Source organism: Pseudoalteromonas sp. 1CM17D (genome assembly GCF_023161805.1).
Taxonomy (GTDB): domain Bacteria; phylum Pseudomonadota; class Gammaproteobacteria; order Enterobacterales; family Alteromonadaceae; genus Pseudoalteromonas; species Pseudoalteromonas atlantica.
Genome location: NZ_JALNTP010000008.1, coordinates 87,960 through 113,363, shown reverse-complemented (window position 1 = coordinate 113,363; position 25,404 = coordinate 87,960). Strand labels below are relative to the sequence as shown.

The 25,404-nt window shown below is 42.7% G+C and carries 26 protein-coding genes; 6 read left to right on the top strand and 20 right to left on the bottom strand.

Going from position 1 to position 25,404, the window contains the following annotated elements; genetic code table 11:
* Positions 1-14: 14 nt before the first annotated feature.
* Together MSC25_RS14535 and MSC25_RS14530 are read right to left on the bottom strand one after the other, a co-directional pair.
* Positions 15-380 (bottom strand): hypothetical protein, encoded by a 366-nt coding sequence (locus MSC25_RS14535; RefSeq protein ID WP_004589427.1) that lies wholly within the window; start codon positions 378-380, stop codon positions 15-17.
* A gap of 63 nt (positions 381-443) precedes the next feature.
* A complete protein-coding gene (locus MSC25_RS14530) occupies positions 444-1,316 on the bottom strand; it encodes a hypothetical protein (RefSeq protein WP_248443819.1) in 873 nt (290 codons plus the stop codon).
* Between the two features lie 116 nt (positions 1,317-1,432).
* Between MSC25_RS14530 and MSC25_RS14525 the strand changes: the two genes are divergently transcribed.
* The 3 genes from MSC25_RS14525 to yjjG all read left to right on the top strand — a co-directional run bounded on the left by MSC25_RS14525 (position 1,433) and on the right by yjjG (position 3,612).
* Complete coding sequence (locus MSC25_RS14525; protein WP_004589425.1) at positions 1,433-2,332, top strand: phosphoribulokinase; 900 nt, start codon at positions 1,433-1,435, stop codon at positions 2,330-2,332.
* A gap of 63 nt (positions 2,333-2,395) precedes the next feature.
* Positions 2,396-2,938, top strand: a complete 543-nt coding sequence (yjjX, locus tag MSC25_RS14520) for an inosine/xanthosine triphosphatase (RefSeq protein ID WP_064384753.1) — start codon at positions 2,396-2,398, stop codon at positions 2,936-2,938.
* Positions 2,938-3,612 carry a pyrimidine 5'-nucleotidase gene (gene yjjG, locus MSC25_RS14515; RefSeq protein WP_248443818.1) on the top strand — a complete coding sequence of 225 codons (675 nt, stop codon included), beginning with the start codon at positions 2,938-2,940 and terminating at the stop codon, positions 3,610-3,612. The genes yjjX and yjjG overlap by 1 nt, the downstream gene beginning before the upstream one ends.
* A 129-nt stretch (positions 3,613-3,741) precedes the next feature.
* Here the strand turns inward: yjjG and lpxC are convergent, their stop codons facing one another.
* The 16 genes from lpxC to mraZ form a co-directional block, all read right to left on the bottom strand.
* Positions 3,742-4,653, bottom strand: a complete 912-nt coding sequence (gene lpxC, locus MSC25_RS14510) for a UDP-3-O-acyl-N-acetylglucosamine deacetylase (protein WP_004589422.1) — start codon at positions 4,651-4,653, stop codon at positions 3,742-3,744.
* Between the two features lie 106 nt (positions 4,654-4,759).
* Complete coding sequence (ftsZ, locus tag MSC25_RS14505; protein ID WP_004589421.1) at positions 4,760-6,007, bottom strand: cell division protein FtsZ; 1,248 nt, start codon at positions 6,005-6,007, stop codon at positions 4,760-4,762.
* Between the two features lie 23 nt (positions 6,008-6,030).
* The gene (ftsA, locus tag MSC25_RS14500; protein ID WP_004589420.1) at positions 6,031-7,263 is read right to left on the bottom strand and encodes a cell division protein FtsA; all 1,233 of its coding nucleotides are present in this window, start codon (positions 7,261-7,263) and stop codon (positions 6,031-6,033) included.
* A complete protein-coding gene (locus MSC25_RS14495; protein ID WP_004589419.1) occupies positions 7,260-8,045 on the bottom strand; it encodes a cell division protein FtsQ/DivIB in 786 nt (261 codons plus the stop codon). The genes ftsA and MSC25_RS14495 overlap by 4 nt, the downstream gene beginning before the upstream one ends.
* Position 8,046: 1 nt before the next feature.
* Positions 8,047-8,967, bottom strand: a complete 921-nt coding sequence (locus MSC25_RS14490; RefSeq protein WP_054982320.1) for a D-alanine--D-alanine ligase — start codon at positions 8,965-8,967, stop codon at positions 8,047-8,049.
* Positions 8,964-10,415, bottom strand: a complete 1,452-nt coding sequence (gene murC / locus MSC25_RS14485; RefSeq protein WP_004589417.1) for a UDP-N-acetylmuramate--L-alanine ligase — start codon at positions 10,413-10,415, stop codon at positions 8,964-8,966. The genes MSC25_RS14490 and murC overlap by 4 nt, the downstream gene beginning before the upstream one ends.
* On the bottom strand, positions 10,416-11,492 hold the full coding sequence (murG, locus tag MSC25_RS14480) for an undecaprenyldiphospho-muramoylpentapeptide beta-N-acetylglucosaminyltransferase (protein WP_248443817.1): 1,077 nt from the start codon (positions 11,490-11,492) through the stop codon (positions 10,416-10,418). It lies immediately after the preceding gene.
* Positions 11,489-12,664 carry a cell division protein FtsW gene (ftsW, locus tag MSC25_RS14475; RefSeq protein ID WP_004589415.1) on the bottom strand — a complete coding sequence of 392 codons (1,176 nt, stop codon included), beginning with the start codon at positions 12,662-12,664 and terminating at the stop codon, positions 11,489-11,491. The genes murG and ftsW overlap by 4 nt, the downstream gene beginning before the upstream one ends.
* The gene (gene murD / locus MSC25_RS14470) at positions 12,661-13,995 is read right to left on the bottom strand and encodes a UDP-N-acetylmuramoyl-L-alanine--D-glutamate ligase (RefSeq protein ID WP_248443816.1); all 1,335 of its coding nucleotides are present in this window, start codon (positions 13,993-13,995) and stop codon (positions 12,661-12,663) included. The genes ftsW and murD overlap by 4 nt, the downstream gene beginning before the upstream one ends.
* Positions 13,996-15,078 carry a phospho-N-acetylmuramoyl-pentapeptide-transferase gene (mraY, locus tag MSC25_RS14465; protein WP_004589413.1) on the bottom strand — a complete coding sequence of 361 codons (1,083 nt, stop codon included), beginning with the start codon at positions 15,076-15,078 and terminating at the stop codon, positions 13,996-13,998.
* Positions 15,078-16,460 carry a UDP-N-acetylmuramoyl-tripeptide--D-alanyl-D-alanine ligase gene (murF, locus tag MSC25_RS14460; RefSeq protein WP_248443815.1) on the bottom strand — a complete coding sequence of 461 codons (1,383 nt, stop codon included), beginning with the start codon at positions 16,458-16,460 and terminating at the stop codon, positions 15,078-15,080. Before murF ends, mraY begins: the two co-directional genes overlap by 1 nt.
* Positions 16,457-17,935 (bottom strand): UDP-N-acetylmuramoyl-L-alanyl-D-glutamate--2,6-diaminopimelate ligase, encoded by a 1,479-nt coding sequence (murE, locus tag MSC25_RS14455; protein WP_248443814.1) that lies wholly within the window; start codon positions 17,933-17,935, stop codon positions 16,457-16,459. The genes murF and murE overlap by 4 nt, the downstream gene beginning before the upstream one ends.
* A complete protein-coding gene (locus MSC25_RS14450) occupies positions 17,928-19,745 on the bottom strand; it encodes a penicillin-binding transpeptidase domain-containing protein (RefSeq protein ID WP_024033305.1) in 1,818 nt (605 codons plus the stop codon). The genes murE and MSC25_RS14450 overlap by 8 nt, the downstream gene beginning before the upstream one ends.
* Positions 19,742-20,068 (bottom strand): cell division protein FtsL, encoded by a 327-nt coding sequence (ftsL, locus tag MSC25_RS14445; RefSeq protein WP_024033306.1) that lies wholly within the window; start codon positions 20,066-20,068, stop codon positions 19,742-19,744. The genes MSC25_RS14450 and ftsL overlap by 4 nt, the downstream gene beginning before the upstream one ends.
* Complete coding sequence (gene rsmH, locus MSC25_RS14440) at positions 20,065-21,003, bottom strand: 16S rRNA (cytosine(1402)-N(4))-methyltransferase RsmH (RefSeq protein ID WP_004589408.1); 939 nt, start codon at positions 21,001-21,003, stop codon at positions 20,065-20,067. Before rsmH ends, ftsL begins: the two co-directional genes overlap by 4 nt.
* A gap of 28 nt (positions 21,004-21,031) precedes the next feature.
* Positions 21,032-21,490, bottom strand: coding sequence for a division/cell wall cluster transcriptional repressor MraZ (gene mraZ / locus MSC25_RS14435; protein WP_004589407.1), 459 nt, complete (start codon positions 21,488-21,490; stop codon positions 21,032-21,034).
* A 769-nt stretch (positions 21,491-22,259) separates the two neighbouring features.
* Here mraZ and MSC25_RS14430 point away from each other — a divergent pair.
* From MSC25_RS14430 to MSC25_RS14420, 3 genes are read left to right on the top strand one after another with little or no spacing between them, the layout of a single operon-like run.
* Complete coding sequence (locus MSC25_RS14430) at positions 22,260-22,598, top strand: hypothetical protein (RefSeq protein WP_004589131.1); 339 nt, start codon at positions 22,260-22,262, stop codon at positions 22,596-22,598.
* Between the two features lie 6 nt (positions 22,599-22,604).
* Positions 22,605-23,051, top strand: a complete 447-nt coding sequence (locus MSC25_RS14425) for a hypothetical protein (RefSeq protein ID WP_004589130.1) — start codon at positions 22,605-22,607, stop codon at positions 23,049-23,051.
* A 10-nt stretch (positions 23,052-23,061) separates the two neighbouring features.
* Positions 23,062-23,304, top strand: a complete 243-nt coding sequence (locus MSC25_RS14420) for a hypothetical protein (protein WP_004589129.1) — start codon at positions 23,062-23,064, stop codon at positions 23,302-23,304.
* A 70-nt stretch (positions 23,305-23,374) separates the two neighbouring features.
* Here MSC25_RS14420 and MSC25_RS14415 read toward each other — a convergent pair whose 3' ends face one another.
* Positions 23,375-24,355, bottom strand: a complete 981-nt coding sequence (locus tag MSC25_RS14415) for a glutathione S-transferase family protein (protein WP_248443813.1) — start codon at positions 24,353-24,355, stop codon at positions 23,375-23,377.
* A gap of 21 nt (positions 24,356-24,376) precedes the next feature.
* Positions 24,377-25,219 carry a pirin family protein gene (locus MSC25_RS14410; protein WP_248443812.1) on the bottom strand — a complete coding sequence of 281 codons (843 nt, stop codon included), beginning with the start codon at positions 25,217-25,219 and terminating at the stop codon, positions 24,377-24,379.
* Between the last annotated feature and the right edge of the window lie 185 nt (positions 25,220-25,404).

The window sequence follows — 25,404 nt, the reverse complement described above, 5'->3', positions numbered from 1 at the left end:
TCAGCGGCTTTTATTTACCCGTTAATAATCTGTGTTAGCTTGGCAATAAAGTCTTTTGCTGCTTGCTCTGAGTTAATTTTAAAGGCCACACCATAGTGAATCGGCTGCGCACTTTTGTGAATACGTGTAGGAAAGCGTGTCATCTCGCTACTATGAAAATAACCTTGTACTCGTGTTACCTCATCAATTGTTGCAAAATCATCGCTAAACACCTCAAAGGCTGGGCGAATAATTATTTTGCCTTTACCCGCTTCGCTGTGGGTATAAATTGCTTCTTTAGAATTTGCTAACATGTACTCAGCAATGTTTTTAATTTTAAAGTTGCTTCTGCACTTTAACTGAATGAGCTGCTCTGTTAACTCATCTGCACTATAAGCCACGTGGTGATCCCTTTAATGTTTAATTGTGCATTACATTAGCCTATACGCGCTGCAAAGTCCGAATTATTTTACATCGCATACAAAGGCAAGTTTGTCGTTTTTATAACTCATTCGCGTTATGTTTGTCTCGCAATATGGGCTTAAGTTAAGCCATTGAGAAACCTCATCGGTGCCGCTTAAGTTACGCATATATACACGGTTTTTAACCGCATAAGCCACTGTATTAGCATCTTTTAAAATAAAGTCTTGTACTTGCTCTGGCAATCTAAGTAAATCTTCTACCTGTTTAGATTGCGGGTTAAAGCTTGCTAAAATATGCTGATCATTTTTTGTGTAACTAAATAAAAATGTTGCGGTTTTACTGTTATAAATAAGCGTACGCCCTATGTTACTTGCTACCAGCTCGCCTTTTGCCGCAGCAACCGAAGTATATTGCAATGTATGTGGCTCACCTAAAATAAACATCACTAAATCGCTTTGAGCGCCCCATGCATGGTAGCCAACAGGTTCAATCCAATCAAAAATACGGCTTGGTGCTTGCTCAGTATCAAGTGGGTATTGCCACAACTTTTGTTTGCTATCTTGCTCTACCACAATGGCCGATAAACTTTGTTTTGAGGGCATAACAGTGGGCGAATATTCGCTCACTGGCGTATTTGTTATGTTGCTTACTTGCTTGGTTGTTAAGTCATAATAGGCAATATCGGTTTGACTTTGCTCGCTTGAAATAACTTCATGGGTGAAATAAATACCCTGGTTTGTTAAATAAGGTTGGTTGTTATAGCTATTTTTGTCGCTCACTATACTCACTTGCATACCGTAGGGTGTATTTAAATCAGCAAGTAATATTTGGCTTTTAGGCATGCTAGCCTGCGCTGTAGCAAGGCTTAGCGCCGCTAAAGAGACTAGCCCAAGCCATGGTTTAATAAGTTTCATGCTTTCTCTCGTTTTATTTTTAAGCACCTCATGATAACGTTATTTGCCGATGGCGTCACTTGACCTAAGTCAGTCAACTCTTTATAACTAACTTGGTCCTAAAAAAGAGAAAATACATGTCAGCTAAACATCCTATCATTGCTATTACAGGTTCGTCGGGTGCGGGAACTACCACTACCACCAATGCAATTAAACATATTTTTCGTAGCCTCAACATTGATGCGGCTTTTATCGAAGGAGATAGCTTTCATCGTTACACGCGCCCAGAAATGGATAAAAAAGTACGCGAAGCACAACAAGAAGGTAAACACATAAGTTACTTTGGCCGTGAAGCCAATGACTTTGGCGCATTAGAAACCTTATTTGGTACCTACGGCGAAACAGGCCAAGGCAAATTGCGCCGATACTTACATACCTTTGACGAAGCAGTGCCATACAATCAATTACCGGGGACCTTTACCCCTTGGCAAGATCTTGAAACAAACACTGATCTAATGTTTTACGAAGGCTTGCACGGTGGCGTGGTTGATCAGGATCATGATGTAGCTAAGCACGTGGATCTGCTTATAGGCATGGTGCCTATTATTAATCTTGAATGGATCCAAAAATTGATCCGCGATACGCAAGACCGCGGCCACTCTCGCGAAAAAGTAATGGACTCCATTGTACGCAGTATGGATGACTACATTAACCACATCACACCGCAGTTTTCGCGCACCCATATTAACTTTCAACGTGTGCCAACGGTTGATACGTCAAACCCATTTAGCGCAAAAGATATACCTTCGCTAGATGAAAGCTTTGTGGTTATTCGCTTTAGAGGAATTGATGACGTTGATTTTCCGTATTATTTACAGATGATTGAAGGCAGCTTTATGTCACGTATAAATACCCTTGTGGTGCCAGGCGGTAAAATGGGTTTAGCAATGGAGCTGGTGCTTACTCCGCTTATTAAAGACATTATTGTTAAAAAGCGAGCTCTTGAAAACCTAGCCCCTTTAGATATACCCATTTAGCCCCTCTTTTATGATTTACACTTCTGACGTACACTGCTGCTTTTGCTAACAGTGAGGGAAAACGTGTCGCACTCATTAAAAATTATTGTGGGCTCTAAAAACCCAGTAAAAATTAACGCTGCAAAACATATTTTTGCAATGTACTTTCCTAGTTACGAAATTGATTGCCAAGGCGTTGATGCTCCCTCAAATGTTCCCGATCAACCAATTGGCGAGGAACAAACCCGTATCGGCGCACAAAACCGAGTTACTTACTGTAAAAGCATGTACCAAGCAGATTACTACTGTGCAATGGAAGGCGGTGCAGAGCAATTTAGCTATGGAGCTGCAACCTTTGCCTATGTTGTGATTAATAATGGCTCTGAGCAAGCGATAGGACGCAGCAGTAACCTGCCGTTACCGCAAGTGTTATATAACGCGCTGCTAAGCGGAGAAGAGCTTGGCGATGTAATGGATAAAGCATTTAACACCCATAATGTTAAGCAAAAAGGCGGCGCGATAGGGCTTCTCACAAACAATCATGCCACTCGTCAAAGCACCTACACCCAAGCGCTTACCTTAGCTATGGCTCCTTTTTTACACCCTAGCCTTTATCAGGAAAATTAATGAAATACAGTTATGTACTGTTTGATGCAGACGAGACACTATTCAGGTTTGATATTTTAGCGGGGATGACCCGCATGTTTAAAGCGTACAACATTGAGTTTACTCAAGCTGATTACATCCATTACCAAAAAACTAATAAGCAGCTGTGGATAGATTATCAAGATGGAAAAATTAGCGCCGATTACTTACAAGTAACCCGCTTTAACGAGTGGGCTGTAAAATTAGGGGTCCCCGCTAAAGAGCTAAACGATGCATTTTTAGATGCTATGGCACAAATTTGTGAACCACTCCCCGGCGCAATCGATTTACTAAATGCACTCAAACCGCATGCACAATTGGGTATTATTACTAATGGCTTTGCCCGTTTGCAAGCCCTGCGCCTAGCGCATACCGGCCTTGAAAATATGTTTGATTGGCTGGTTATATCAGAGCTGGTAGGCATTGCTAAGCCTAACAAGGCTATTTTTGAGCACACATTTGAGCTTATGGGTAACCCAGACAAAAGCAAAATATTAATGGTGGGCGACACTGCCTCTAGCGATATTTTAGGAGGCAATAATGCCGGTATTGATACCTGTTGGCTACAGCACCAAGGCGAGCAGTTACCAGCAGGCATAAGCCCAACCTACACCATAACTGAACTGGCACAGTTACTAGCAATTTTAGCGCTTTAAGCTGCGCGTTAATTATTAAAAATTAATAGTAATTAGCTGCAACTCGCTAATTTAAGGCAAAAAAAATGACGCTATTAAGCGTCATTTTTTATAACTGTTTGTGAGCGTGTATTTTTAAAAAATACTAAATTAGGCCGTCGCTAATTCAAGGCCGGGTGCAGGCATCGTAACAGGCGTTTCAAATGTTGCCCACTCCCATGCTGACTCTGTTGCCATAATTTTGCGAAGTAACTTATTATTTAAATCGTGACCCGATTTATAAGCCGTTACTTTACCTAGTAGGTTATGACCTGTCATAAACATGTCGCCCACACAGTCTAATATTTTGTGTTTTACAAATTCATCGCTGTAGCGCAAACCATTTGGGTTTAGTACTTTAAAGTCATCAAGTACTACTGCGCTGTCCATGCTGCCACCAAGTGCTAGGTTATTAGCATGCATGTATTCAATGTCTTTCATAAAACCAAATGTACGTGCACGGCTAATTTCTTCAGTAAAGCTCTGCGCAGTAATATCTAAACCAATGCGCTGGCGGCTTTCATTAATGGCCGGGTGATCAAAGGCAATTTCAAAGTCGATATGAAAACCATCATATGGTTCTACTTCGGCCCATTTATCACCTTCTTCAATACGTACTTTTTCTTTTATACGAATAAAGCGTTTCGCAACATTTTGCTCTTCAATGCCGCCTTTTTGTAACAAATAAATGAACGGTAATGCACTACCATCCATAATCGGCACTTCTGAGCTGTCTAATTCAACAATTAAATTGTCGATACCCATTGCAGCAACCGCTGCAATTAGGTGCTCAGTCGTTGATAAGCGAACGCCATCTTTGTTAATTAAACAGGTACACAGCTGCGTATCACCAACGGCTTCAGGTGTTGTTTCAAAATCAACAACCGGATCAAGGTCGACACGACGAAATACAATCCCGGTATTTGCGCTCGCAGGTCGGAGAGTTATTGTGACCTTCTCACCTTTATGAAGTCCAATTCCTATGGCTTTGACTACTTGTGCAATCGTACGCTGTTTAATCATAGGTTCGCTCACTTTTAAATCAGTTACAGTTAGACGGCGGAGTTTAACATAAATCCTTTTGCCTTTCAATATTTGTACATATTTCAAACAAAAGCATTAGTAAATGTTAATCAGCCTGCTTACGTAAAAAAGCCGGAATATCAAAATAATCTCCGCCTTCTGATTTATCCGCTTTTTTACTGTTTTGCGCTGATGAACTTGCCGTGTTGCTTGAGCTTGTAGATGGCGCTTGTTCTTTGCTTTCTACTTGCGTGCTTGGCGTCGTTTCTTCAGTGCTTGTGCCTTGGCTTGCAAAGCTTGGTACGTACATGCTGCTAGATTGGTTTGATGAACTTGCTACATCAGAACCTGATGCCTTTTTAAAGCCGTTATCAACAATACCAAACTGCGGACGACGATCGCCGCCTAAACCCGTAGCAACAACGGTTACACGTAACTCGTCGCTCATTTCTGGGTCAATAACCGCACCTACAACCACAGTTGCATTTTCAGACGCTAGCGCTTTAACGTGGTTACCCACAATTTCAAATTCTTCAATCGCAATGTCCATACCCGCGGTAATATTAACCAAAATACCTTTAGCACCGGTTAAATCAACGTCTTCTAGTAATGGGCTTGAGATAGCCGCTTCTGCAGCTTCTTGAGCACGATCTGGGCCTGATGCAGAGGCTGTGCCCATCATGGCAGTACCCATTGCTGACATTACGGTACGTACGTCGGCGAAATCCACGTTAATTAAACCAGAGCGTGTAATTAGCTCCGCAATACCTTGAACCGCACCAAAAAGTACATCGTTTGCTTTAGCGAAGGCATCTAACAGTGTAGTCCCTTTACCTAAAACTTTAAGCAACTTATTGTTCGGAATTGTAATAAGTGAGTCTACAATTTCTGACAATTCGTTAATGCCTTGTTCAGCAGCCGCTGCGCGCTTTTTGCCTTCAAAGTCAAAAGGACGCGTTACTACAGCAACCGTTAAAATACCTAATTCTTTGGCAATTTTAGCAACCACTGGTGCAGCACCTGTACCTGTACCACCACCCATGCCGGCAGCAATAAATACCATATCTGCGCCTTCAAGGCTGGCACGGATTGTTTCTGCATCTTCTTCAGCCGATTCGCGGCCTACTTCTGGGTTTGCACCTGCACCTAACCCTGAGGTTATTTGCGTGCCTAGTTGTACGGTAATATCGGCAGCGGAATTACGTAATGCTTGTGCATCCGTATTTGCGGCTATAAAGCGCACGCCTTCTATTTGTTGTTTTACCATGTGCTCAACAGCGTTACCGCCGCCACCGCCCACGCCAATTACCTTAATTACAGCTTCTTCGCTGTGTTGTTCCATCATATCAAACATGTTTACTCTCCGACTTGAGTACTTTAAAACTCGCCTTGGAACCATTTAGTAATGCGGTTCCACCAATTATTATTATCCTCTGCTTTCGACTTTTGTGCATTCATCGATTGCATAGTGCGCCCGTATTGTAACAAACCTACAGCGGTTGCGTACGAAGGATCGTCTACGTAGTCTGTCAAACCAACTATCCCGATTGGTTTGCCTATTCTCACTGGCATTTGGAAAATGTCTTCAGCCACTTCCATTGCGCCAGTCATTTTAGCAGTCCCGCCTGTAATAACGAGGCCTGCCGCAATTTGGTCTTCTAAACCTGAGCGACGAATTTCTTCCATCGCTAATTCAAATAATTCTCTAAAACGAGGCTCTACCACTTCAGATAAAGTATGGCGCGACATTAATCGTGCTGGTCGCCCGCCTACACTTGGTACTTCTATGGTGTCTTCGTTACTGGCCATTTGGCTACTTGCACATGCATATTGTACTTTGAGTGACTCAGCATGTGATATAGGTGTACGAAATATTTTTGCAATATCACCGGTTACTTGATTACCCGCCACAGGGATAACCGAAGAATGACGTAATGCCCCGTTAATATAAATAGTGATATCCATTGTACCACCACCAATATCAAGTACCGCTACACCAAGCTCTTTTTCGTCATCGGTTAAAACCGAGTAACACGATGCAAGTGCGGTAAATATAAGCTGATCAACCTCTAAACCACAGCGCTCAACACATTTTTCAATGTTTTTAGCCATGTCGTTTGAGCAAGTAATAATGTGTGCACGTGCTTCCATACGTACACCGCTCATCCCAAGGGGGTTTTTAATGCCCTCTTGCATATCAATGCTGTATTCTTGCGGTAATGCATGCAGCATTTTACGCTCGGCCGAAATAGGCACAGAGCGCGCTATATGAATTACATTTTCAATGTCTTCATCGGTTACTTCTGTATTATTGATAGCAACCACGCCGCTTTCGTTTTGACATTGTATGTGCTTGCCAGAAATCCCTAAGTACACTGAGCTAATACGACAATCGGCCATTAACTCGGCTTCATCTATTGCTCGGCGAATCGACTCAGACACTAAGTTTAAATCGTTAACGCCGCCTTTATCCATACCATGAGATACTTGGCTGCCCACACCAACAATGCTGAGCTTGTTATCTGCGGTGATTTCACCTACCGTGGCCACCACTTTTGAGGTACCAACGTCTAATCCAATCACTAGGTTTCTTTCTGCTGACTTAGTCATGCCTTACTCTTATTTTGTAATTGCTGTTCTTGCACAGGCTTATAGCTAACTGCAAGGCCGGTATCATAGCGTAAATCTATTGCATCTATTTGTGCATCTGCACGCTTTTCCATGCGCGGGTACACATCTATAAACCGCTGTACTCGCTTTGCTTTGTCTTTGCGCCCTAAATTTAAGCGCACACCATTATCTAACCATAACTGCCACGAAAAACGCTCCGAAAGGGCTAAGCTTTTTAACGTTAATGCATTTACCTTTAGCATTTCGTCAAACTGCTTAAAGGCAATCCACGCTTCTTTTTCGCTGCCTTCTGGGCCGTAAAGTTGCGGTAAATCATTGGCGAGTTTATCGCTACTTGCTTCAAAGGCATCGCCACTTTGGTTTAGCAGTAAATCGCTATTCCAATGGGCTACGGCTTCGTGTTCAACTACGTACACTTGTATTGTATCGGGCCATTGCTTGCGTACCGATACGGTTGCAACCCAAGGTAAATCTTTTACCAGTTGCTGTACGCGTTTTACATCTAGCTCAAAAAAACTGCTTAAATCGGCCTTTTTTATTGCTTTTATTATGGCCTTTTCGTCAGTGTATTTGGGCTTTCCTAGCACTGTTAAGTGCTTTATTTGTGCATCTTTGTTCTCTACTAGCCAATCAGATACACCGGTAGTTATTTGCACGAGCCCAATCACTACCACCAGAAAAAAACTCACACCAAAAATTAGCGACCAATTAAAGTTAAGTTGCTGTTTTAACTGTTGAGCTTTTTCTAAAAGGGGATGCATATTAAAGCGTTTGCCCTAAAATGCGAACAACTAATTGCTCAAATGTTGCCCCGTTTGCTTTTGCCGCCATGGGCACCAGCGATTTTTCGGTCATGCCAGGGACTGTATTTACTTCTAATAAATAAAAATTCCCCTGCTCATCTTGCATGGCATCTACACGGCCCCAGCCGCTTGCACCCACTAAATCAAACGCCTCTAACGAGATAGCCTGTAAGTGCTGTGTATCTTGCGCCGATAAATCTGCAGGGCAATGATACTGTGTTGTATTTGATTGATACTTAGCTTGGTAATCGTAAAAACCATTTGGAGTCGTCATTTCAATCACAGGCTGTACTTCATCGCCTAATACAGTCACGGTAAATTCGCGGCCGGTTATCCACTGCTCTACTAACACTTGGCTATCAAACTTAAAAGCATGTGTAAGAGCATCTTCAAGCTCTTGAGCGGTACTTGCTTGCGCCATACCTATGCTTGAGCCTTCGTGCGATGGCTTCACCATTACTTTTTTAAACTCATCCATAATAGCTTTTGCATCAAAGCCTTTTTTAGCATCAACAACTGCATAAGGCGCTGTACTTAGCCCTGCAGATTTAAATAAATGCTTACAACGTACTTTATCCATTGCCAAGGCTGAACCTAATACAGTGCTGCCCGTGTATGGCAAGTTCATAAATTCAAGCGCGCCTTGCACTGTACCATCTTCGCCACCACGGCCATGCAAAGCAATAAAAACACGATCGACCTGTAATTCTTTTAGCTCCCACAAAGAGCGATTTTGCGGGTCAAAAGCAATGGCATCAACGCCGGCATTTTGTAGTGCATTAAGCACCGCTTGCCCTGAACGTAGTGACACTTCGCGCTCTGCTGAGTTACCCCCAAGCAGTACTGCTACTTTACCAAATTGCGCGTTTGCTTGCGTCATACTTCACCTTGCTTTAATTTTTCCACCGACATACCTGTTGCCGCTAATGTTTTAACCAATTGTCCTATATTACCAGCGCCTTGCGTTAAAACTAAGTCGTTATTTTGTAAGTTATCGGCCAGCACACCCGCAAGCTCTGCGCTCGTTGCTACATGTAGAGGCTCTTTTCCGCGCTGACGTAAGCTGCGGCACAGGCTTTTACTGTCTGCGCCAACAATAGGCTCTTCGCCGGCACTGTACACATCAAGTAATAAAAGTTGATCTACATCTGCTAATACTTTTACAAAGTCTTCGTATAAATCGCGTGTACGGGTAAACCTGTGCGGTTGATAAACCATAACTAAACGCTTTTCTGGCCAGCCTTCGCGTACCGCTGCAATGGTGGCAGCAACTTCTGATGGGTGATGTCCGTAATCATCCACCAGCATGACATTGCCGCGCTCGTTTTCAAAGTTGCCATAATGCTGGAAGCGTCGTCCTATGCCTTCAAATTTTTGCAGCGCCTCTAAAATTGCGTGGTTAGCAATGTTTTGATCTTTGGCCACTGCAATTGCCGCCGTGGCATTCAGTGCGTTGTGCTTACCTGGCATATTAAGCGTTGCACTTAAGCTTTCACCGCTTTTATGTGTCACTGTAAAAGTACAAGTACTTGCTGATTGGCTAAAATCGCTCATGCGGTAGTCGGCATCTTTTGACTCGCCATACGTGATCACAGGGCGACCAAAACGCGGGATCAGCTCACTTGCTACCTGCGAGTCTATGCACACTACGGCTAAGCCATAAAATGGCAGGTTATGAATAAAGTCCACATAAGTGTCTTTCATTTTCTCAAGACTGCCGCCATAGGTTTCCATGTGATCTTCTTCAATATTGGTGATCACCGATACCATAGGCTGTAAATGCAAAAACGATGCATCGCTTTCATCTGCCTCAGCAATTAAAAAGTCGCTCTTGCCCACTTTTGCATTACTGCCCGCGCTATTTAATAAGCCGCCAATAATAAAAGTAGGATCAAGCCCTGCCTGAGCATAAATGCTGGCAATTAAACTGGTTGTTGTGGTTTTACCATGTGTGCCCGCAATGGCAATGCCATGGCGAAAACGCATTAATTCGGCAAGCATTTCTGCACGGCGAACTACCGGTATACGCGCTGCTTTTGCAGCAATAATCTCAGGGTTTGTTTCGTCAATAGCACTTGAAACAACAACTACGTTGGCATCTTTTACGTTGTTTTCGTGATGGCCTATAAATACTTCTGCACCGGCTTTAATTAAGCGTTCGGTCATTGCGCTGTGCGCTATATCTGAGCCTGTAATGCGGTAGCCTTCAAAAGCCAGTACTTCAGCAATGCCGCCCATACCCGCACCACCAATACCAATAAAATGGATGGTTTCTATTCGACGCATAGCAGGTCGAGTTTGTTGTTCTTGTATTGACTTATCTTTCACTTATTTTCTCTTATTTGTTACTTGCTCACAGTGCGAGGCAACGCTTGCTGTGGCATCTAAAATGGCTTGCTGCTTAGCATTGCTGGCCATTTGTTTAATTAATATAGGCTTTGCCAAATACGGGTTTAATAGCTCGACTATTGAATCTTTATTAAACTGCGGCTGAGGCATTAAAAGCGCGCCATTTGCGGTTACTAAATATTTTGCGTTGGCGGTTTGATGATCGTCTACCGCATGTGGAAACGGCACAAATACAGCCATTTTACCCGCGGCGGCAATTTCACTAACAGTCAGTGCACCAGCACGGCAAATAACAATATCGGCCCACGCGTAGGCGGCGTCCATATCATCTATAAATTCAGCAACTTTTAGGTCTTCATCTGTAATGTTGTTTTGCGCATACGCGCTTTTCACGCCCTCAATATGGCCTTTACCTGTTTGGTGCCACACTTTAATTGGCGCTGTTTTAGCAAGTAAATTAAACGCCTCTGGCAGTGTTTGGTTAAGCACTTGTGCGCCTAGCGAGCCACCTACCACTAAAATATTAATAGGGCTTGAAACATCACGTTTAGCTACATTAGCAACGCTTGCACGAACTGGGTTACCGACTAATTCGGCTTGCCCTGGTGCAAAGGCGCTTGGAAACGCAGCAAGTACTCTGTTAGCAAATTTTGCCAACCACTTGTTGCTCATTCCTGCTACTGCATTTTGCTCATGAATCACCAGTGGAATGCCTAAACTTTTAGCGGCAATGCCGGTTGGCCCGGTTACATAGCCGCCCATAGCAAGCACTACATCAGGTTGCTGAGATTTCAATACCTTACGCGCCTGCAATATTGCATTAAGTACCATGAATGGGGCTTTAATAAGACGCTTTAAGCCATTACCGCGTACGCCCTTTACATTAATAAAATCAATTTCAATGTTGTGCTTTGGTACAACATCCGCTTCCATTCTGTCTGGCGTGCCTATCCAGCTTACTTGCCAGCCTTGCTCTTTTAAATAATCGGCTACAGCAATACCTGGGAATATATGCCCGCCTGTACCACCGGCCACAACTACTAATTTTTTACTCATCGCTTACCTCCGCGTGAGGTGGCTTGTTTGGTTGCCATTTTAGTTTCAAAATCAACACGCAATAAAATACCGGTGGCAATCGTCATTATTAATAAACTTGAACCACCATACGAAATAAACGGCAAGGTTAACCCTTTAGTCGGTAATAACCCCGCACTGGCGCCTACATTAACCATGGTTTGAAACGCAAACCAAATGCCAATAGCAAACGCAAAATAGCCTTCGTATTCTTTACCACATTTTAAAGCTTGTTGGCCTATTAAAAGCGCCCTAAATACAAACACAGCCAACACACATAAAATACTTGCTACACCTACAAGGCCTAGCTCTTCACCTATAACGGCAAAAATAAAATCGTTATGCGCCTCGGGTAAATACTGTAACTTTTGCACGCTGTTACCTAATCCTTGGCCAAACCAGCCGCCTTGGCTGTAGGCCATAAGCGATTGCACTAACTGATACCCTTTACCAAATGGGTCTTCCCAAGGGTCTAAAAAGCCCACCACTCGCGCCATTCTGTATGGCTCTACAATAATCAGTAATACAACAAGCCCTACGCCCGTTAAAATGAGTACAAAAAACTGCCATAACTTTGCGCCGGCCAAAAATAACAGCCCCACAGTTGTTACAAACATAACCACCACGGTTCCTAAATCGGGCTGCAGTAAAATAAGTAAGGCATAGACCGCAAATACAGCGATAGGCTTAGCAAAGCCTTTAATATTTTCTTGTACTTCTTCGCGCTTTCTTACCAAGTAGCCTGCTATATAACTGAAAAAGTATAATTTAGCGGCCTCGGCCACCTGAAAACCAACAGGCCCAATGGGTATCCAACGCTTAGCGCCGTTGACTTCGCGGCCTATTATTAACACAGCAATAAGTAGCACCATACCAAGCAGCAACAAATACGGGTTTGAGCGTTTCCACCAATCCATAGGCACGCTGGCAGCAATCCAAAATAAAACAAATGCCATCGCTAAAAACATGCTGTGGCGAATGGTAATATGGTATGAGTTATCAAACAGCCTTTCGGCTGTAGGCATTGAGGCGCTGGTCACCATTATAAAACCCACCCCTATAAGCATTAACATGCAATAAAGCAGTGGCACATCGTAAAGCTGTGCTGAGGGTTTTGGGGTGAGTGTTTCTTTTAAATCGGCAAAGGCAATCATAATTGCCCTTCCATTACACATTGCACAAAGTCATCACCGCGTTGCATGTAGTTGTTATACATATCAATGCTGGCACAGGCAGGCGCAAGTAATACAATGTCACCGCGCTTGCTAAGTACTTTAGCGAGCGATACCGCCTCTTGCATTGTGTTTACTAAGTGCGATTTACTCGTTAAAGCAGCAAGCTCTGCTGCATCTTTACCAAAGCATACAAGCGCTTTTACATGACTTTTTATATATGGCTTTAACGCACTTAAATCAGCGCCTTTAGCATCCCCACCGGCTATTACAATCAGGTTTTCGTGATCTGAGGCCAAACTATCTATTGCTGCTATAGTGGCGCCAACATTGGTGGCTTTAGAGTCGTTAAAGTATTGAACACCATGTTGCTCATCAACAAACTGGCAACGGTGCGCTAAACCATTGAATTGAGAAAGCGCCGCTGCGTACTGTTCTTTACTAATATCAAACGGGCTTAATAACGCCATAACCGCAAGTGTATTTAAGTAATTGTGCTTACCAACGACCGCAAGCGTGCTAACAGGTAAGTACGCCTCGCCTTTTACTATAAAGTGCAGCTCATTATTGCGCTCAGCTAAGTGGTAATCACCTTGGTCGCTGCCAAAGCTCATTTGCGGCGCTAAAGCGCGACTAATAGGCTTAGTTTGAATATCATCTGCGTTGGTTACTAAAAGCTCAGCATTGTTATAAATACTTAATTTAGAGTCGATATAGGCTTGGTAGCTGTCGTATCGATCTAAATGATCTTCAGATATATTTAATACCGCTGCGCTTATTGGTTTTAAGCTTGAGCAGGTATCTAGCTGAAAACTCGAAAGCTCCAGCACATACACATCAAAATCATCGCTTAGTAAATCCAATACCGCAGTGCCAATATTGCCACCTAATGCCACCTTATAACCTGCAGCTTTTAATACCTCGTAGGCTAAGGTAACAACGGTTGATTTACCATTAGAACCAGTAACAGCAACAACCGGTTTTGTATTTATACGAGCAAATAGCTCTACATCACCAATTACTTCAATGCCTGACTCTATTGCTTGAGCAATTGCGGGAATTTTTAAGCTAAGCCCGGGGCTTATGATGATCATATCGGTTTTACAAAGCGCGGCGCTAGCTAAATCACCAAAATGCGTATTAAGCTCAGGAGCATGCTCGCTTAGCCAATCCATACCTGGTGGCGCAACACGGCTATCAACGACCTTTGGTGCAAAACCATGAGATAATAAAAAACGCACAATGCCCAGACCGGTTACACCGAGTCCGAGCACTGTTATATGTTTGTTTTTTATCTCGTTTAAATACTGCATTTATCGAATCTTTAATGTCGCAAGGCCAGCAAGTACTAGCACAATTGAAATTATCCAAAAGCGCACAATAACACGTGGCTCTGGCCAACCTTTTAGCTCGTAATGATGATGAATCGGCGCCATTCTAAAAATGCGCTGTCCGCGTAATTTGTATGAGCCCACTTGTAAAATTACCGATAAAGCCTCCATTACAAACACGCCGCCCATAATAATAAGCAGTAGCTCTTGGCGTACTAAAATAGCAATAATGCCCAGCGCGCCGCCAAGTGCCAGCGACCCTACATCTCCCATAAACACCTGTGCTGGGTATGTGTTAAACCATAAAAAGCCTAACCCAGCGCCAACAATAGCGGTACACACAACCACCAGCTCACTAGCAAGCGGTAAATGCGGGATATGTAAGTAAGCCGAAAAGTTAATATTACCGGTTAAATAAGCAATTATCGCCAGTGCAGCAGCCACTAAAATAGTCGGCACAATCGCCAGGCCATCTAAGCCATCAGTCAGGTTTACCGCGTTTGAAGTGCCTACTAATGCAAAGTAAGTAATTACAATGTAAAACAAGCCTAGTTGTGGCAAAACATCTTTAAAAAATGGCACAACAAGTGAGGTTTCTGACGCTTGCGTACTCGTTGCATACAGTGCAGTTGCCACCACTAGAGCAATAACCGATTGCCAAAAATACTTCCATTTAGCAATTAGCCCTTTAGGGTCTTTACGTATTACTTTACGGTAGTCATCTATAAAGCCCACTAAACCTAATGAGCCAATTACAAATAAGGTTGCCCATACGTATTTGTTTGATAAATCAGCCCATAATAAGGTGCTGGTAAATATGGCGCCTAAAATAAGTAAGCCTCCCATAGTAGGAGTACCTTTTTTAGATAAGTGAGATTCGGGGCCATCATCACGCACTACTTGGCCAATTTGCATTTTTTGTAACGAACGAATGAGCTTAGGGCCAAAATAAAGCGACATCATTAACGCTGTTAATATGCCTAAAATGGCACGTAAGGTTAAATACGAAAAAACATTAAAGCCACTGTAATATTGGGTTAAATACTCTGCCAGCCAAACTAACATTATGATACTCCATTGATGGCTTGTTGCTGGCCATTTACTAAATCGGTTACTAATAATTCCATGCGAGAACTGCGCGATCCTTTCACCACAAGCGTGGTTTTATTGTTTGTGTTATTAAGACTGGTTTGAATTTGCTTGAGCATCTCTTCGCGGTTAGAAAAATGACGGTTTGGCTTATCGAATACATCGCTTGCGTATTTACTTAACACACCCAGCGTATACAGCTCATCAATGCCTTGTTGTTTTGCGTATTCGCCTACTTCTTGATGATAAGTTCTGGCTTGCTCACCAAGCTCTCCCATATCGCCCAGTGCTAAAATACGGTGCCCTTGAATATCGCTTAATAAATCAATTGCTGCTTTTACCGACTTAACATTTGCATTGTAGGTATCATCAATAACGGTCAGTGAATCAGTTACTTTTATTAAGTTTACACGCCCCTTCACATCGCCCATGGTGGCAAGTGCGGTGGCTATCTCTTCAAGTGATACATCAAACTCGCTGGTTAAAGCCGCGGCAATAAGCGCGTTACTCACATTGTGCTTACCAGGAAGAGCAAGCGTTACAGGTACTTTTTGATCTTGTGTACACAATAAAAAGCTCGCGCGAGCGTTTTCATCTAGGCTGATATTTTCAGCCCAAATATCAAGTTTTTCAGTACTTGAAAAACACTTAACAGTGCGCCCTTTTAATTTATCAAGCCAGTATTGGCTAAATTCGCTATCGCAGTTAACAATGGCAACGCCATCGTCTTTTAGGCCATCAAAAATCTCACCTTTTGCCTTAGCAACTCCCATTAGACTACCAAAGCCTTCTAAATGCGCAGCGGCCACATTACACACCACAGCTACATCGGGTTTTGCCATGGCGGTAGTGTATGCAATTTCGCCTAAATGATTAGCGCCAAGCTCTATAACAGCAAAACGGTGCTGCGGCTCTAAACGTAATAGCGTAAGTGGTACGCCAATATCGTTATTAAAATTACCTTTTGTAGCAAGCACATCACCGTGCACCGATAAAATAGCGGCGCACATTTCTTTTACCGTTGTTTTACCCACGCTGCCCGTAATGGCAATGGTTTTTGGGTTAACCTGCGCCATAACCGCCGCACCTATATTACCTAATGCAATACGGGTATCGCTAACAACAAACTGCACAATATCTACATCTACTTTATGCTGAACAATAACGCCAATAGCGCCTTTTTGTTTAGCGTCAGCAATAAATTTATGGCCATCAAAATTAGGCCCTTTTAAAGCTAAAAACACCTCACCGTCGCAAATGCTCCGGGTATCGGTATTAATATTTACTACATTGAGATTATCACCTTGATAATCGGTTGCTAGCACATTTGCCAGCCAATCAAAGTCCATTGGGATCATTGAGTTATCCCTCTTACTGCTTTTTTTAGTTGTTCTTTTACATAACTGCGATCGCAAAAGTCGATACGTTGATCGCCAATAATTTGGTAATCCTCGTGGCCTTTGCCGGCAATTAAAATAACGTCATCCGCATTTGCATTTTCTATTGCATAGCGAATGGCTTTTGCTCTGTCAGCCTCTAAATGGGCTTTTTCAGGCTGCGATAAACCCGCTGCCACATCTGCCAAAATAGCATCTGGGTTTTCTGAACGCGGATTGTCGCTGGTAACAATAACCTTATCTGCATTTTGCTCTGCTGCTTGCGCCATTAAGGCACGCTTGCCTTTATCTCTGTCGCCGCCACAACCGAAAACACAACTAACCCCACCAGGCACATGCTTTTGCAATGCTTGTAAAGCCAGAGCAAGTGCATCTGGCGTATGGGCGTAATCAACAACGCACGTGGGTAAATTAACTTCGCTAAACGCTTGCATACGCCCAGCAACGGGTTGCAAATGCGCGCATCCGGCGGCTAACTGCTCAAGCGGATAACCTAGCCCCAACAATGTTGCCAGTGCCGCAGTTAAATTATATAAGTTAAACTCACCAAATAGAGGCGATGTTACGCTAATATCACCCCAACTTGTGCTCAATTGCGCCGAAATGCCATTTTTAGAATACTCAACATCAGAAAAATACACATACTGTGCATTTTTAGGCGCTAAATTTTTACGACCATAACAAATAAGATTATTAAAACTGTATTTTTCAAGCCATTGCTCTGCTTGCCCATCGTCTTGATTAAGCACCACTAACTGTGGGTCAAAATCGCGAAACAGCATAAGCTTAGCGTCGCCATAACTTGTCATATCGCCATGGTAATCAAGGTGATCGCGCGATAAATTAGTAAATACCGCCGCTTTAAATTGGCATTGTGCCACACGTTGTTGCACTAACCCGTGCGATGAAACCTCCATCGCCACAAGCTTTTTATGCTGCTGTTTTAAGTCATGCAATATGTGCTGCAAGTCAACAGCCGAAGGCGTGGTATTAATAAGTGGCGTAAGTGTATCAGGGTGGCCGTAACCTAATGTGCCTATAATGGCCGAAGGGGTACTACAAAACTGCGCTAAATGCGCCATCATAGCCGTTGTTGTAGATTTACCATTAGTGCCCGTTACACCAATTAAATCGAGAGATTGGCTTGGATTTTCATAAAATTGACTCGCCAGTTCTGGGAGTTTTTTATCAAGCTCGGTTACTAAATACAGTGGCTCAAAAGTAACATCAAATTCGCACAGCCTATCGGCAATAATGGCTGTAGCGCCGTTTTCAATTGCTTTGGCAATAAACTGTCCGCCATCAAGCGCATGGCCTTTTATAGCCACAAATACATCGCCAGGGGTTACATCACGGCTATCAAGGCGTAAATCTTTAACCAGCTGCGAAGGTGCATCTATGTCGATGTATTTTAAAATAGCCTTTAAATCACGCATCGTTATCTTTACCTTTTACGTAAGCCACTTCTTCCTTATCAGGGGCTACGTTTAATATTCTTAATGCGTTAGAGACGATTTCTGCAAATGCAGGGCCTGCGGTGGCACCTCCATAGTACACATCGCCACCGGGCTCATTTATCATCACTACCACAGCCAAGCGTGGATTACTTGCCGGTGCTACACCTGCAAAATAACCTACGTATTCATCACCGTAACCACCAGCAACCGCCTTTTTAGAAGTACCGGTTTTACCTGCCGCGCGGTAGCCATCTACTTTTATGTTTCGGGCTGTACCGTCTTTTTCAAACACGCTTTCCATCATGTGAACAACGGCTTCTACGTCTTTTTGTTTAAAAATACGCTCGCCTTCTGGCACACCGTCTTGCTTTAAAATCGTTAACGGACGATTAATCCCACCGGCGCCTAACATGGTGTAAAAACGGGCCATTTGCGCCGTACTTACCGAAATAGCATAACCAAACGATAACGTGGCAATTTCAAAGTCAGACCAGCGGCGGTTTGGATAAAATAAACCACTACTTTCGCCAACCATGCCTGTGCCGGTATCGCTACCAAAGCCCACTTTTTGATATAAGCCAACTAAGTAATCTTTAGGTACTTGCTGCGTTACCTTCGCCACGCCCATGTTTGATGAATACTTTAGAATTTCGCGAAGCGTCATTTCACCGTGGTTACGGGTATCTTTTACTAAACTGCCGCCTAAACGCATCCAACCTGGGTAGGTATCAATGGTGTCGTCGGCTTTAATTGCGCCGTAGTCTAGCCCAGCTAAAATGGCTAGTGGCTTAACGGTTGAGCCTGGTTCAAACAAATCGGTAATTGCGCGGTTACGGCGTTTATGTGGTTGTGCATCGTTCAAATTATTTGGATTAAATGATGGGCTATTTACCATGGCCAAAACTTCACCGGTTTTAACATCAACCACCATGGCCGACCCCGATGTCGCTTTATATGTGAGTACAGCAGATTTTACTGCTTTATAAGCAATTGCTTGGATACGTTGATCAATACTCAGCTGAATATTTTCAGGCTCTACACGCTCACGCTCATCTAATACTTCAACTTCGCGGCCTTGGGCATCTTTACGAATAGTGCGGCGGCCTTCTTCGCCTGTTAAGGCATTTTCGTAGAGTTTTTCAATGCCTTCTATGCCTTTTCCATCAATGTTAGTAAAACCAATAATGTGGGCCGTTACCTCTCCCGCGGGGTAATAACGTTTAGACTCATCTAACAAATGAATACCAGGTAAGCGTAATTGGCTAATGTAGTTGGCAACAGCCGGTGTAACTTGGCGCTTTAAATACACAAAACGACGGGTGGGATCATTTAACAAACGCGAATTTATTTTTTTAGGATCGATACGTAATACATCTGCCAGCTCACGCCAACGCAGATCATTTTCATAATAAACAGAGGTACGCTTATCAAGCTCAGCGGCATTTTCTGCAAGCGTTTTATGATCTTCACCGTTTTTACGTGCTTGTTTTATAACTTTAGCAACAAGTGACTTATGCAATGCTTTAGGATCGGCATACACACTGACTACAGGCACACTTACAGCAAGCTCTTTGCCTTGACGATCGAAGATCATACCGCGTTGTACATGTAGTTTTTCTACACGAACGGTGCGTTTATCGCTTTCTGAACGGGCTTTATCTGGCTCAATAACTTGTAAATAGGCAGCACGCGACACCAGTGTTACAAACACTAAAAACACCACAGTGCACACCAACATAAAGCGCCATGTGATTAAGTTATTGACCTGTTTTTTGCCGCGATTTCTCATTGTATTATTATTACCTGTTCATCCTGACTGGTAGGGCGCTTCATTTGAAGCTGCGTGGTAGCAACTTCTTCAATGCGCGCATGCTGCGAATAAAACTCTTCTTCTACAAGTAAATAACGCCATTCAAGGTCGAGCTCATCTCGCTCTTGTAGCAGCGTATCTTGCTTAATTAGCTGCGCGCGAGCCGAGTGCGTAACCTGCACTACTGCAAAGCTTGAAGCGAATATCACAACCAACAAGGCCGAGGTTAGCTTGTTAGCTCCTAGGCCTTTTAATATTTCTAAAAATAAATTGGGTTGGCGATGATTCGCTTTAGTGTTCATCCAAGCCTCTGTGCAATCCTAAGTACTGAGCTGCGAGAGCGTGGATTACGCTCAATTTCTTCAGCACTTGGTTTAATAGCTTTACCCACTGCTTTTAACGTCAGGTTTTTATTTATTTGTGCGTCGGTTAAAGGCAGACCTCTGGGTATCGCTTCTCCCTTACTCTGTTTTCTAATAAATTGCTTCACTATTCTGTCTTCAAGTGAATGAAACGAAATAACCACTAAACGCCCACCTGGCTTTAATACTTTTACAGCGGCTTGCAGTGCGGTTTGAATTTCTTCCAGTTCACTGTTTATGTAAATTCTGATTGCCTGAAATGTACGTGTGGCTGGGTGTTTAAATTTATCTTTAACGGGCACCGCTTCATCGACTAAATCGGCAAGTTGCTTGGTTGTAGTAATTGGCGTGTGCTCTCTTACCTCAAGTACTTTGTGGGCAATACGCTTACCAAATTTTTCTTCACCGTAGGTTTTAATTACATGGGTAATGTCTTCAAGCTCAGCTTCGGCTAGCCACTGCGCTGCACTGCGCCCACTTGTTGGGTCCATGCGCATATCAAGAGGGCCGTCTTTCATAAAGCTAAAGCCACGCTCTGCGTCATCAAGCTGGGGGGAGGACACGCCAATATCTAATAAAATGCCATCAACTTTACCTAACAGATCGTTTTGCTCTGCTACATCGTATAAGTTAGAAAAGCGGGTGTGAGCTATAGCAAAGCGTGCGTCATCGGCAAATTTTTCAGCCGATTTTATTGCTTGTGGGTCTTGATCAATGGCCTGTAAACGCCCTTGCTCACCAAGTCGAGCAAGTATTTGACCTGAGTGTCCACCACGTCCAAAAGTACCATCCATGTATATGCCGTCTGGCTTAATTGCAAGAGCATCGATGGTTTCGTCCATTAATACGGATACGTGTTCAAATTGCGCAGTCATTAGCTTGTGTTTGCCTTTTTTAGTGCCGTTAGAGTGTGAAATTATCTAAATCTTGGTTTGCTTCAAAATCGCCGAGCCTTTCCAGCTCAGTGTCTTGGCGCATTTGTTCGTGCCAACGCGCTTCATCCCAAATTTCAAATTTATTCATTAAACCAACTAGCATGATCTTTTTGCCAAGTTCTGCGTGGCTACGCAATGAAGGCGCCAGCAAAATTCGACCATTTTTATCAAGTTGATACTCTGTGGCATTACCTAACAACATACGTTGCATTCGGCGAGCGCGTGGATTCATATTAGAGATTTTAGATAAGCGGCTTTCTATTTCTTGCCACTGTGCAAGAGGATACAACCATAAACACGGCTCGTTTAGCGCAATGGTACATATTACCGTTCCTTGATCTTCAGACAGCAAAGCGTCTCGGTACTTAGTCGGTACCGCAAAACGTCCTTTATCATCCAAGCTCAGTGAACTAGCGCCACGAAACATAAAAAGCCTACTTTTAAATTGTGTAATCGAGTTTCGATTAATTTGATCCAGTTAGATCCACTAAAAACCACTTTTTACCACAGTGCTCCAGTTTAGGGCTTGACAAGCCTTTTTGTCAAGTAAGCTGACCAGCTTTAACGTCTCGCTAAGCTAGAAAAAATAAGGCTTTACGCAAAGCGATTGAATTACGTGGGAAAAAGTGGAGGTAGTAGATAAAATTTTTTTTAAGCGATACTAATAACGTTTGGTTTACATAATTTGCTTACTGAATAATCAATGAATAATTACAAAAAAATGAATCTAGGGCCTGTTGACCTTTAAGGATTATAATTTGTTCAATCTAGGGGGTATTTAATCGCGGCGTGAGGTTTGTAACCTAGTGGGCTAAGTAAAAACCGAGTAACAAAGAGTAAATGCTCCCTAGGCAGAACCCTTCGGGCAGCGCCTGTTTGACATTTATACGTCGTTATCGCCTATTTATGGGGAATAACCACACTACATAGGCTCTACCTTGCCTAAATCCCAAACAGACTGCTGCAAATTAAATCTCGAAAGGTAAACAGGCCCTAGGTTTATAGGCATGTAAAATTTACTTAGCACAGCAGCAATACTTACTTCATGCTGCTTTTTATTTAATCTACCGCACCCTACCTTAAATATATAAAAACAATAAAATCAAGTGGTTAAATTATTTTTAATGGTTGGTTTAATCGTTGCATCTGCTATAGCACCAGTTAAATTTTTTTATTTTATTTATTAAGGATTGATTATGGCTACTGCAACAAATACAAAACCGAATACTGAAACAAACATGAAACCTGATCTTAAACAAAAAGAGAGTGAGGCACCGTTGACTGAAAAAGCAACGTCTGTAGCACACGATGCAGTAGATGCACTTTCAAGCAAGGCATCAGTTGCTGAGTCAAGCGTACGTAAAGGCGCTTCAAGCTCTGCAGAAGCACTAAGCGAAAAACAACTTATTGCTCGTGAAAAACTAACTGAGTGCAGCGCAAAAACGCGTGCTTTTGCCTCAGAAAATCCGCTAGCAACAGCGGGTATTGCTTTTGCGGCGGGTATGCTTGTAACGTCATTATTTCGTCGTAAGTAATAAATAATGAGTAGCTCACAAACAACAGCAACCACGGACGGTAATGCTCAAAATCAAACAACTGATGACCCTAGCCAAAAGGATGATTGGCAGGATCATATAGCAAAGATCATTGAATACTCTGACCAGCTCAAGGAGGATTATAAAACGCAAGGAAAGCTTACCCACCAACTTGCAAAGGCTGAGTGGAAGCTGTCGTTACGATCAATGGCGTTGATCACTATATTTTTAGGATGTTTTGCCAGTGGTTTGATTTTGTTGTGGGCCGGCTTACTAGGTGCAATTGGCTACGGTGTATATGATTTATTTGGCTCGGTTTGGCTTAGCTTTGCTACTGCTGCACTCGCGCAAATAATTTGTTTAATTTGGCTTTGGCGAAATACCGTATACCTAAGCAATAAAATTGGCTTTAGTAAAACGATTAAAAGTTTAAAGCAACTTTTAAATCTATAAGGAAATAACCATGCTCGTTAATTTTCTAATTAAAGAACCCAATGAGAACGTTGACACGTTAAATAAGCAAATGGATTTACAGCATGCATTAAAACGCCAGCACCATGCAGCAATAAAGTATCGCTTTAAGCGCTTTGCAGCCACCAAGGTAGGATTGGCATCAGCCTTTTTAGCCGGAGCAACTGTTCAAGCTGGCAAAAGCGAAACCAGCTTTGTGCGAAAATACGGCTGGCTGGTAAAGTTATTTGCATAGCAGCAATTGCATTTATAAAAGCTTTTTTAAAAGTGCAATTGCCGCTTATTATAATGCCTTCTAATACCTCTTAGCCCAACTCGTCTCTATTATGATTTTGGCTAAAGTTTAACGCCGGCCCTTTTGGAATAATTTGCGTTGGGTTGATCATCGTGTGGCTAAAATAGTAATGTCGCTTAATATGCTCAAGGTTAACCGTACTGGCTACTCCCTCTATTTGGTATAACTCACGTACATAGTTACTCAGCGCTGGGTAGCTTTCAATGGTGCGTAAATTACACTTAAAATGCCCTACATACACGCTATCGAACCGAATGAGTGTGGTAAATAAACGCCAATCCGCTTCAGTTAATGTGCTCCCCATCAGGTAACGATTTTTACTTAGTATGCCCTCTACTTTATCAAGTGCTTTAAATAACGCAGTAAATGCATCTTCGTATGCTGTTTGTGTGGTTGCAAAACCCGCTTTATATACCCCGTTATTGATATTGGTATAAACAAGGTCGTTAATTTCGTCAATATCAGCCTGTAGTGATTGTGGGTAATAGTCATCCATATTATTCGTAATTTCATTAAATGCGGTATTAAACATACGAATAATATCTGCAGATTCATTGCTAACAATTTTATTTTGATGCTTATCCCAAAGCACAGGCACAGTTACTCGCCCACTGTAATTTTTATCGTGCTTGGTATAAATTTGATGTAAGTATTCACTATTAAATAAATCATCGCCGCTACTGAGGTTATCTTTATCAAAGCTCCACCCCTTATCTAACATATCTGGGCTGACTACCGATACGCTAATAATATCGCTTAGGCCTTTTAGCTGTCTGAATATAAGTGTGCGATGCGCCCACGGGCACGCTAAGGCAACATATAAGTGATAGCGATTTGCTTGCGCTTTAAATCCGCCCTTTCCTGTAGGTCCAGGGCTGCCATCTTTTGTGATCCAATTACGAAGCTGCGCTGCTTCGCGTTTAAATTTACCATTATTCGAGTCGGTGTCGTACCATTTGTCATGCCATTGACCATCAACTAATAAACCCATAATAACCTCCTCAATTAACTATTAAATGTTGCCAAATTCGCCGTTTTGATAATCACGCACCGCTTGTTTAATTTCCTCTTGCGTGGTCATTACAAATGGGCCCATATGTGCAATAGGTTGCTCAAGTGGGTTACCCGCTAAAATAAGTATCCCCGCCCCCTTTTGTGAAGATATATCAATGTCACTGTTTTCACTTAATATAAGCAACTTGCCAGCATTAAATGTTTGCTCGTCACCTGTAATAAGCTCACCTGTATGAACATAAATCATCACTTTACGTTGTTTAAGCCCTGCTAACTGCAGGCGTGTATTAACAGGGAGAGTAACATTGGCCAGTGCAGCATTGGCCGCTAAGCTTTGCAAACTCGACGTTAACGTACAATCTTCAAACTGCCAATTACCCGCAAGTGCGCTAAAGCTCACGCCGTGCTTGTTAGTGACTTCAGGCGCTGGATTTTGTGTAGTATCTTGATAACGTGGCGCACGCATTTTTTCGCCACTGGGCATATTGATCCAAATTTGAAAGCCATGCAGCCCCTCTTTTGCATCTGTCAGTGGCATTTCACTGTGCATTACGCCTCTACCTGTACTCATCCATTGTACATCGCCAGATCGGATCGCTTTTTTGTTGCCCATTTGATCTTGGTGTTCAAAGCCACCTTTAATAATGTACGTAAAGGTTTCAATGCCGCGATGAGGGTGCGGTGGAAAGCCACCAATATAGTCACTTTCATTGTTAGACTTTAGCTCATCAATCATTAAAAAAGGATCGAGATATTTGCCATCAAAACCAGGTATCCGACTTATGTTTACACCATCACCATCTTGGGTGGCGTAAGCAGTTAACACTTTTGCTATGTTCATATTTAAAATACTGTAGTAGATTAATTAATGAGCTTATTAAAGCATTCATAAAACAATACGACTATGTCTTTAAATCGAGCAAAACATTCTATTTTTTAGAAAGTTGAGTGCTTATTTGGATAATTCGTTTATTTGGCATAATAAGCTTCATGATTAAAAACACAGACTTAAGCTGGTTTCTAATA

Bases quoted from the DNA above. Each gene is read 5' to 3' on its own strand.
- MSC25_RS14530 (WP_248443819.1), bottom strand. From the start codon at position 1,316: ATGAAACTTATTAAACCATGGCTTGGGCTAGTCTCTTTAGCGGCGCTA.
- MSC25_RS14525 (WP_004589425.1), top strand. From the start codon at position 1,433: ATGTCAGCTAAACATCCTATCATTGCTATTACAGGTTCGTCGGGTGCG.
- yjjG (WP_248443818.1), top strand. From the start codon at position 2,938: ATGAAATACAGTTATGTACTGTTTGATGCAGACGAGACACTATTCAGG.
- lpxC (WP_004589422.1), bottom strand. From the start codon at position 4,653: ATGATTAAACAGCGTACGATTGCACAAGTAGTCAAAGCCATAGGAATT.
- ftsZ (WP_004589421.1), bottom strand. From the start codon at position 6,007: ATGTTTGATATGATGGAACAACACAGCGAAGAAGCTGTAATTAAGGTA.
- ftsA (WP_004589420.1), bottom strand. From the start codon at position 7,263: ATGACTAAGTCAGCAGAAAGAAACCTAGTGATTGGATTAGACGTTGGT.
- MSC25_RS14495 (WP_004589419.1), bottom strand. From the start codon at position 8,045: ATGCATCCCCTTTTAGAAAAAGCTCAACAGTTAAAACAGCAACTTAAC.
- MSC25_RS14490 (WP_054982320.1), bottom strand. From the start codon at position 8,967: ATGACGCAAGCAAACGCGCAATTTGGTAAAGTAGCAGTACTGCTTGGG.
- murG (WP_248443817.1), bottom strand. From the start codon at position 11,492: ATGAGTAAAAAATTAGTAGTTGTGGCCGGTGGTACAGGCGGGCATATA.
- ftsW (WP_004589415.1), bottom strand. From the start codon at position 12,664: ATGATTGCCTTTGCCGATTTAAAAGAAACACTCACCCCAAAACCCTCA.
- murD (WP_248443816.1), bottom strand. From the start codon at position 13,995: ATGCAGTATTTAAACGAGATAAAAAACAAACATATAACAGTGCTCGGA.
- mraY (WP_004589413.1), bottom strand. From the start codon at position 15,078: ATGTTAGTTTGGCTGGCAGAGTATTTAACCCAATATTACAGTGGCTTT.
- murF (WP_248443815.1), bottom strand. From the start codon at position 16,460: ATGATCCCAATGGACTTTGATTGGCTGGCAAATGTGCTAGCAACCGAT.
- murE (WP_248443814.1), bottom strand. From the start codon at position 17,935: ATGCGTGATTTAAAGGCTATTTTAAAATACATCGACATAGATGCACCT.
- MSC25_RS14450 (WP_024033305.1), bottom strand. From the start codon at position 19,745: ATGAGAAATCGCGGCAAAAAACAGGTCAATAACTTAATCACATGGCGC.
- ftsL (WP_024033306.1), bottom strand. From the start codon at position 20,068: ATGAACACTAAAGCGAATCATCGCCAACCCAATTTATTTTTAGAAATA.
- rsmH (WP_004589408.1), bottom strand. From the start codon at position 21,003: ATGACTGCGCAATTTGAACACGTATCCGTATTAATGGACGAAACCATC.
- mraZ (WP_004589407.1), bottom strand. From the start codon at position 21,490: ATGTTTCGTGGCGCTAGTTCACTGAGCTTGGATGATAAAGGACGTTTT.
- MSC25_RS14430 (WP_004589131.1), top strand. From the start codon at position 22,260: ATGGCTACTGCAACAAATACAAAACCGAATACTGAAACAAACATGAAA.
- MSC25_RS14425 (WP_004589130.1), top strand. From the start codon at position 22,605: ATGAGTAGCTCACAAACAACAGCAACCACGGACGGTAATGCTCAAAAT.
- MSC25_RS14420 (WP_004589129.1), top strand. From the start codon at position 23,062: ATGCTCGTTAATTTTCTAATTAAAGAACCCAATGAGAACGTTGACACG.
- MSC25_RS14415 (WP_248443813.1), bottom strand. From the start codon at position 24,355: ATGGGTTTATTAGTTGATGGTCAATGGCATGACAAATGGTACGACACC.
- MSC25_RS14410 (WP_248443812.1), bottom strand. From the start codon at position 25,219: ATGAACATAGCAAAAGTGTTAACTGCTTACGCCACCCAAGATGGTGAT.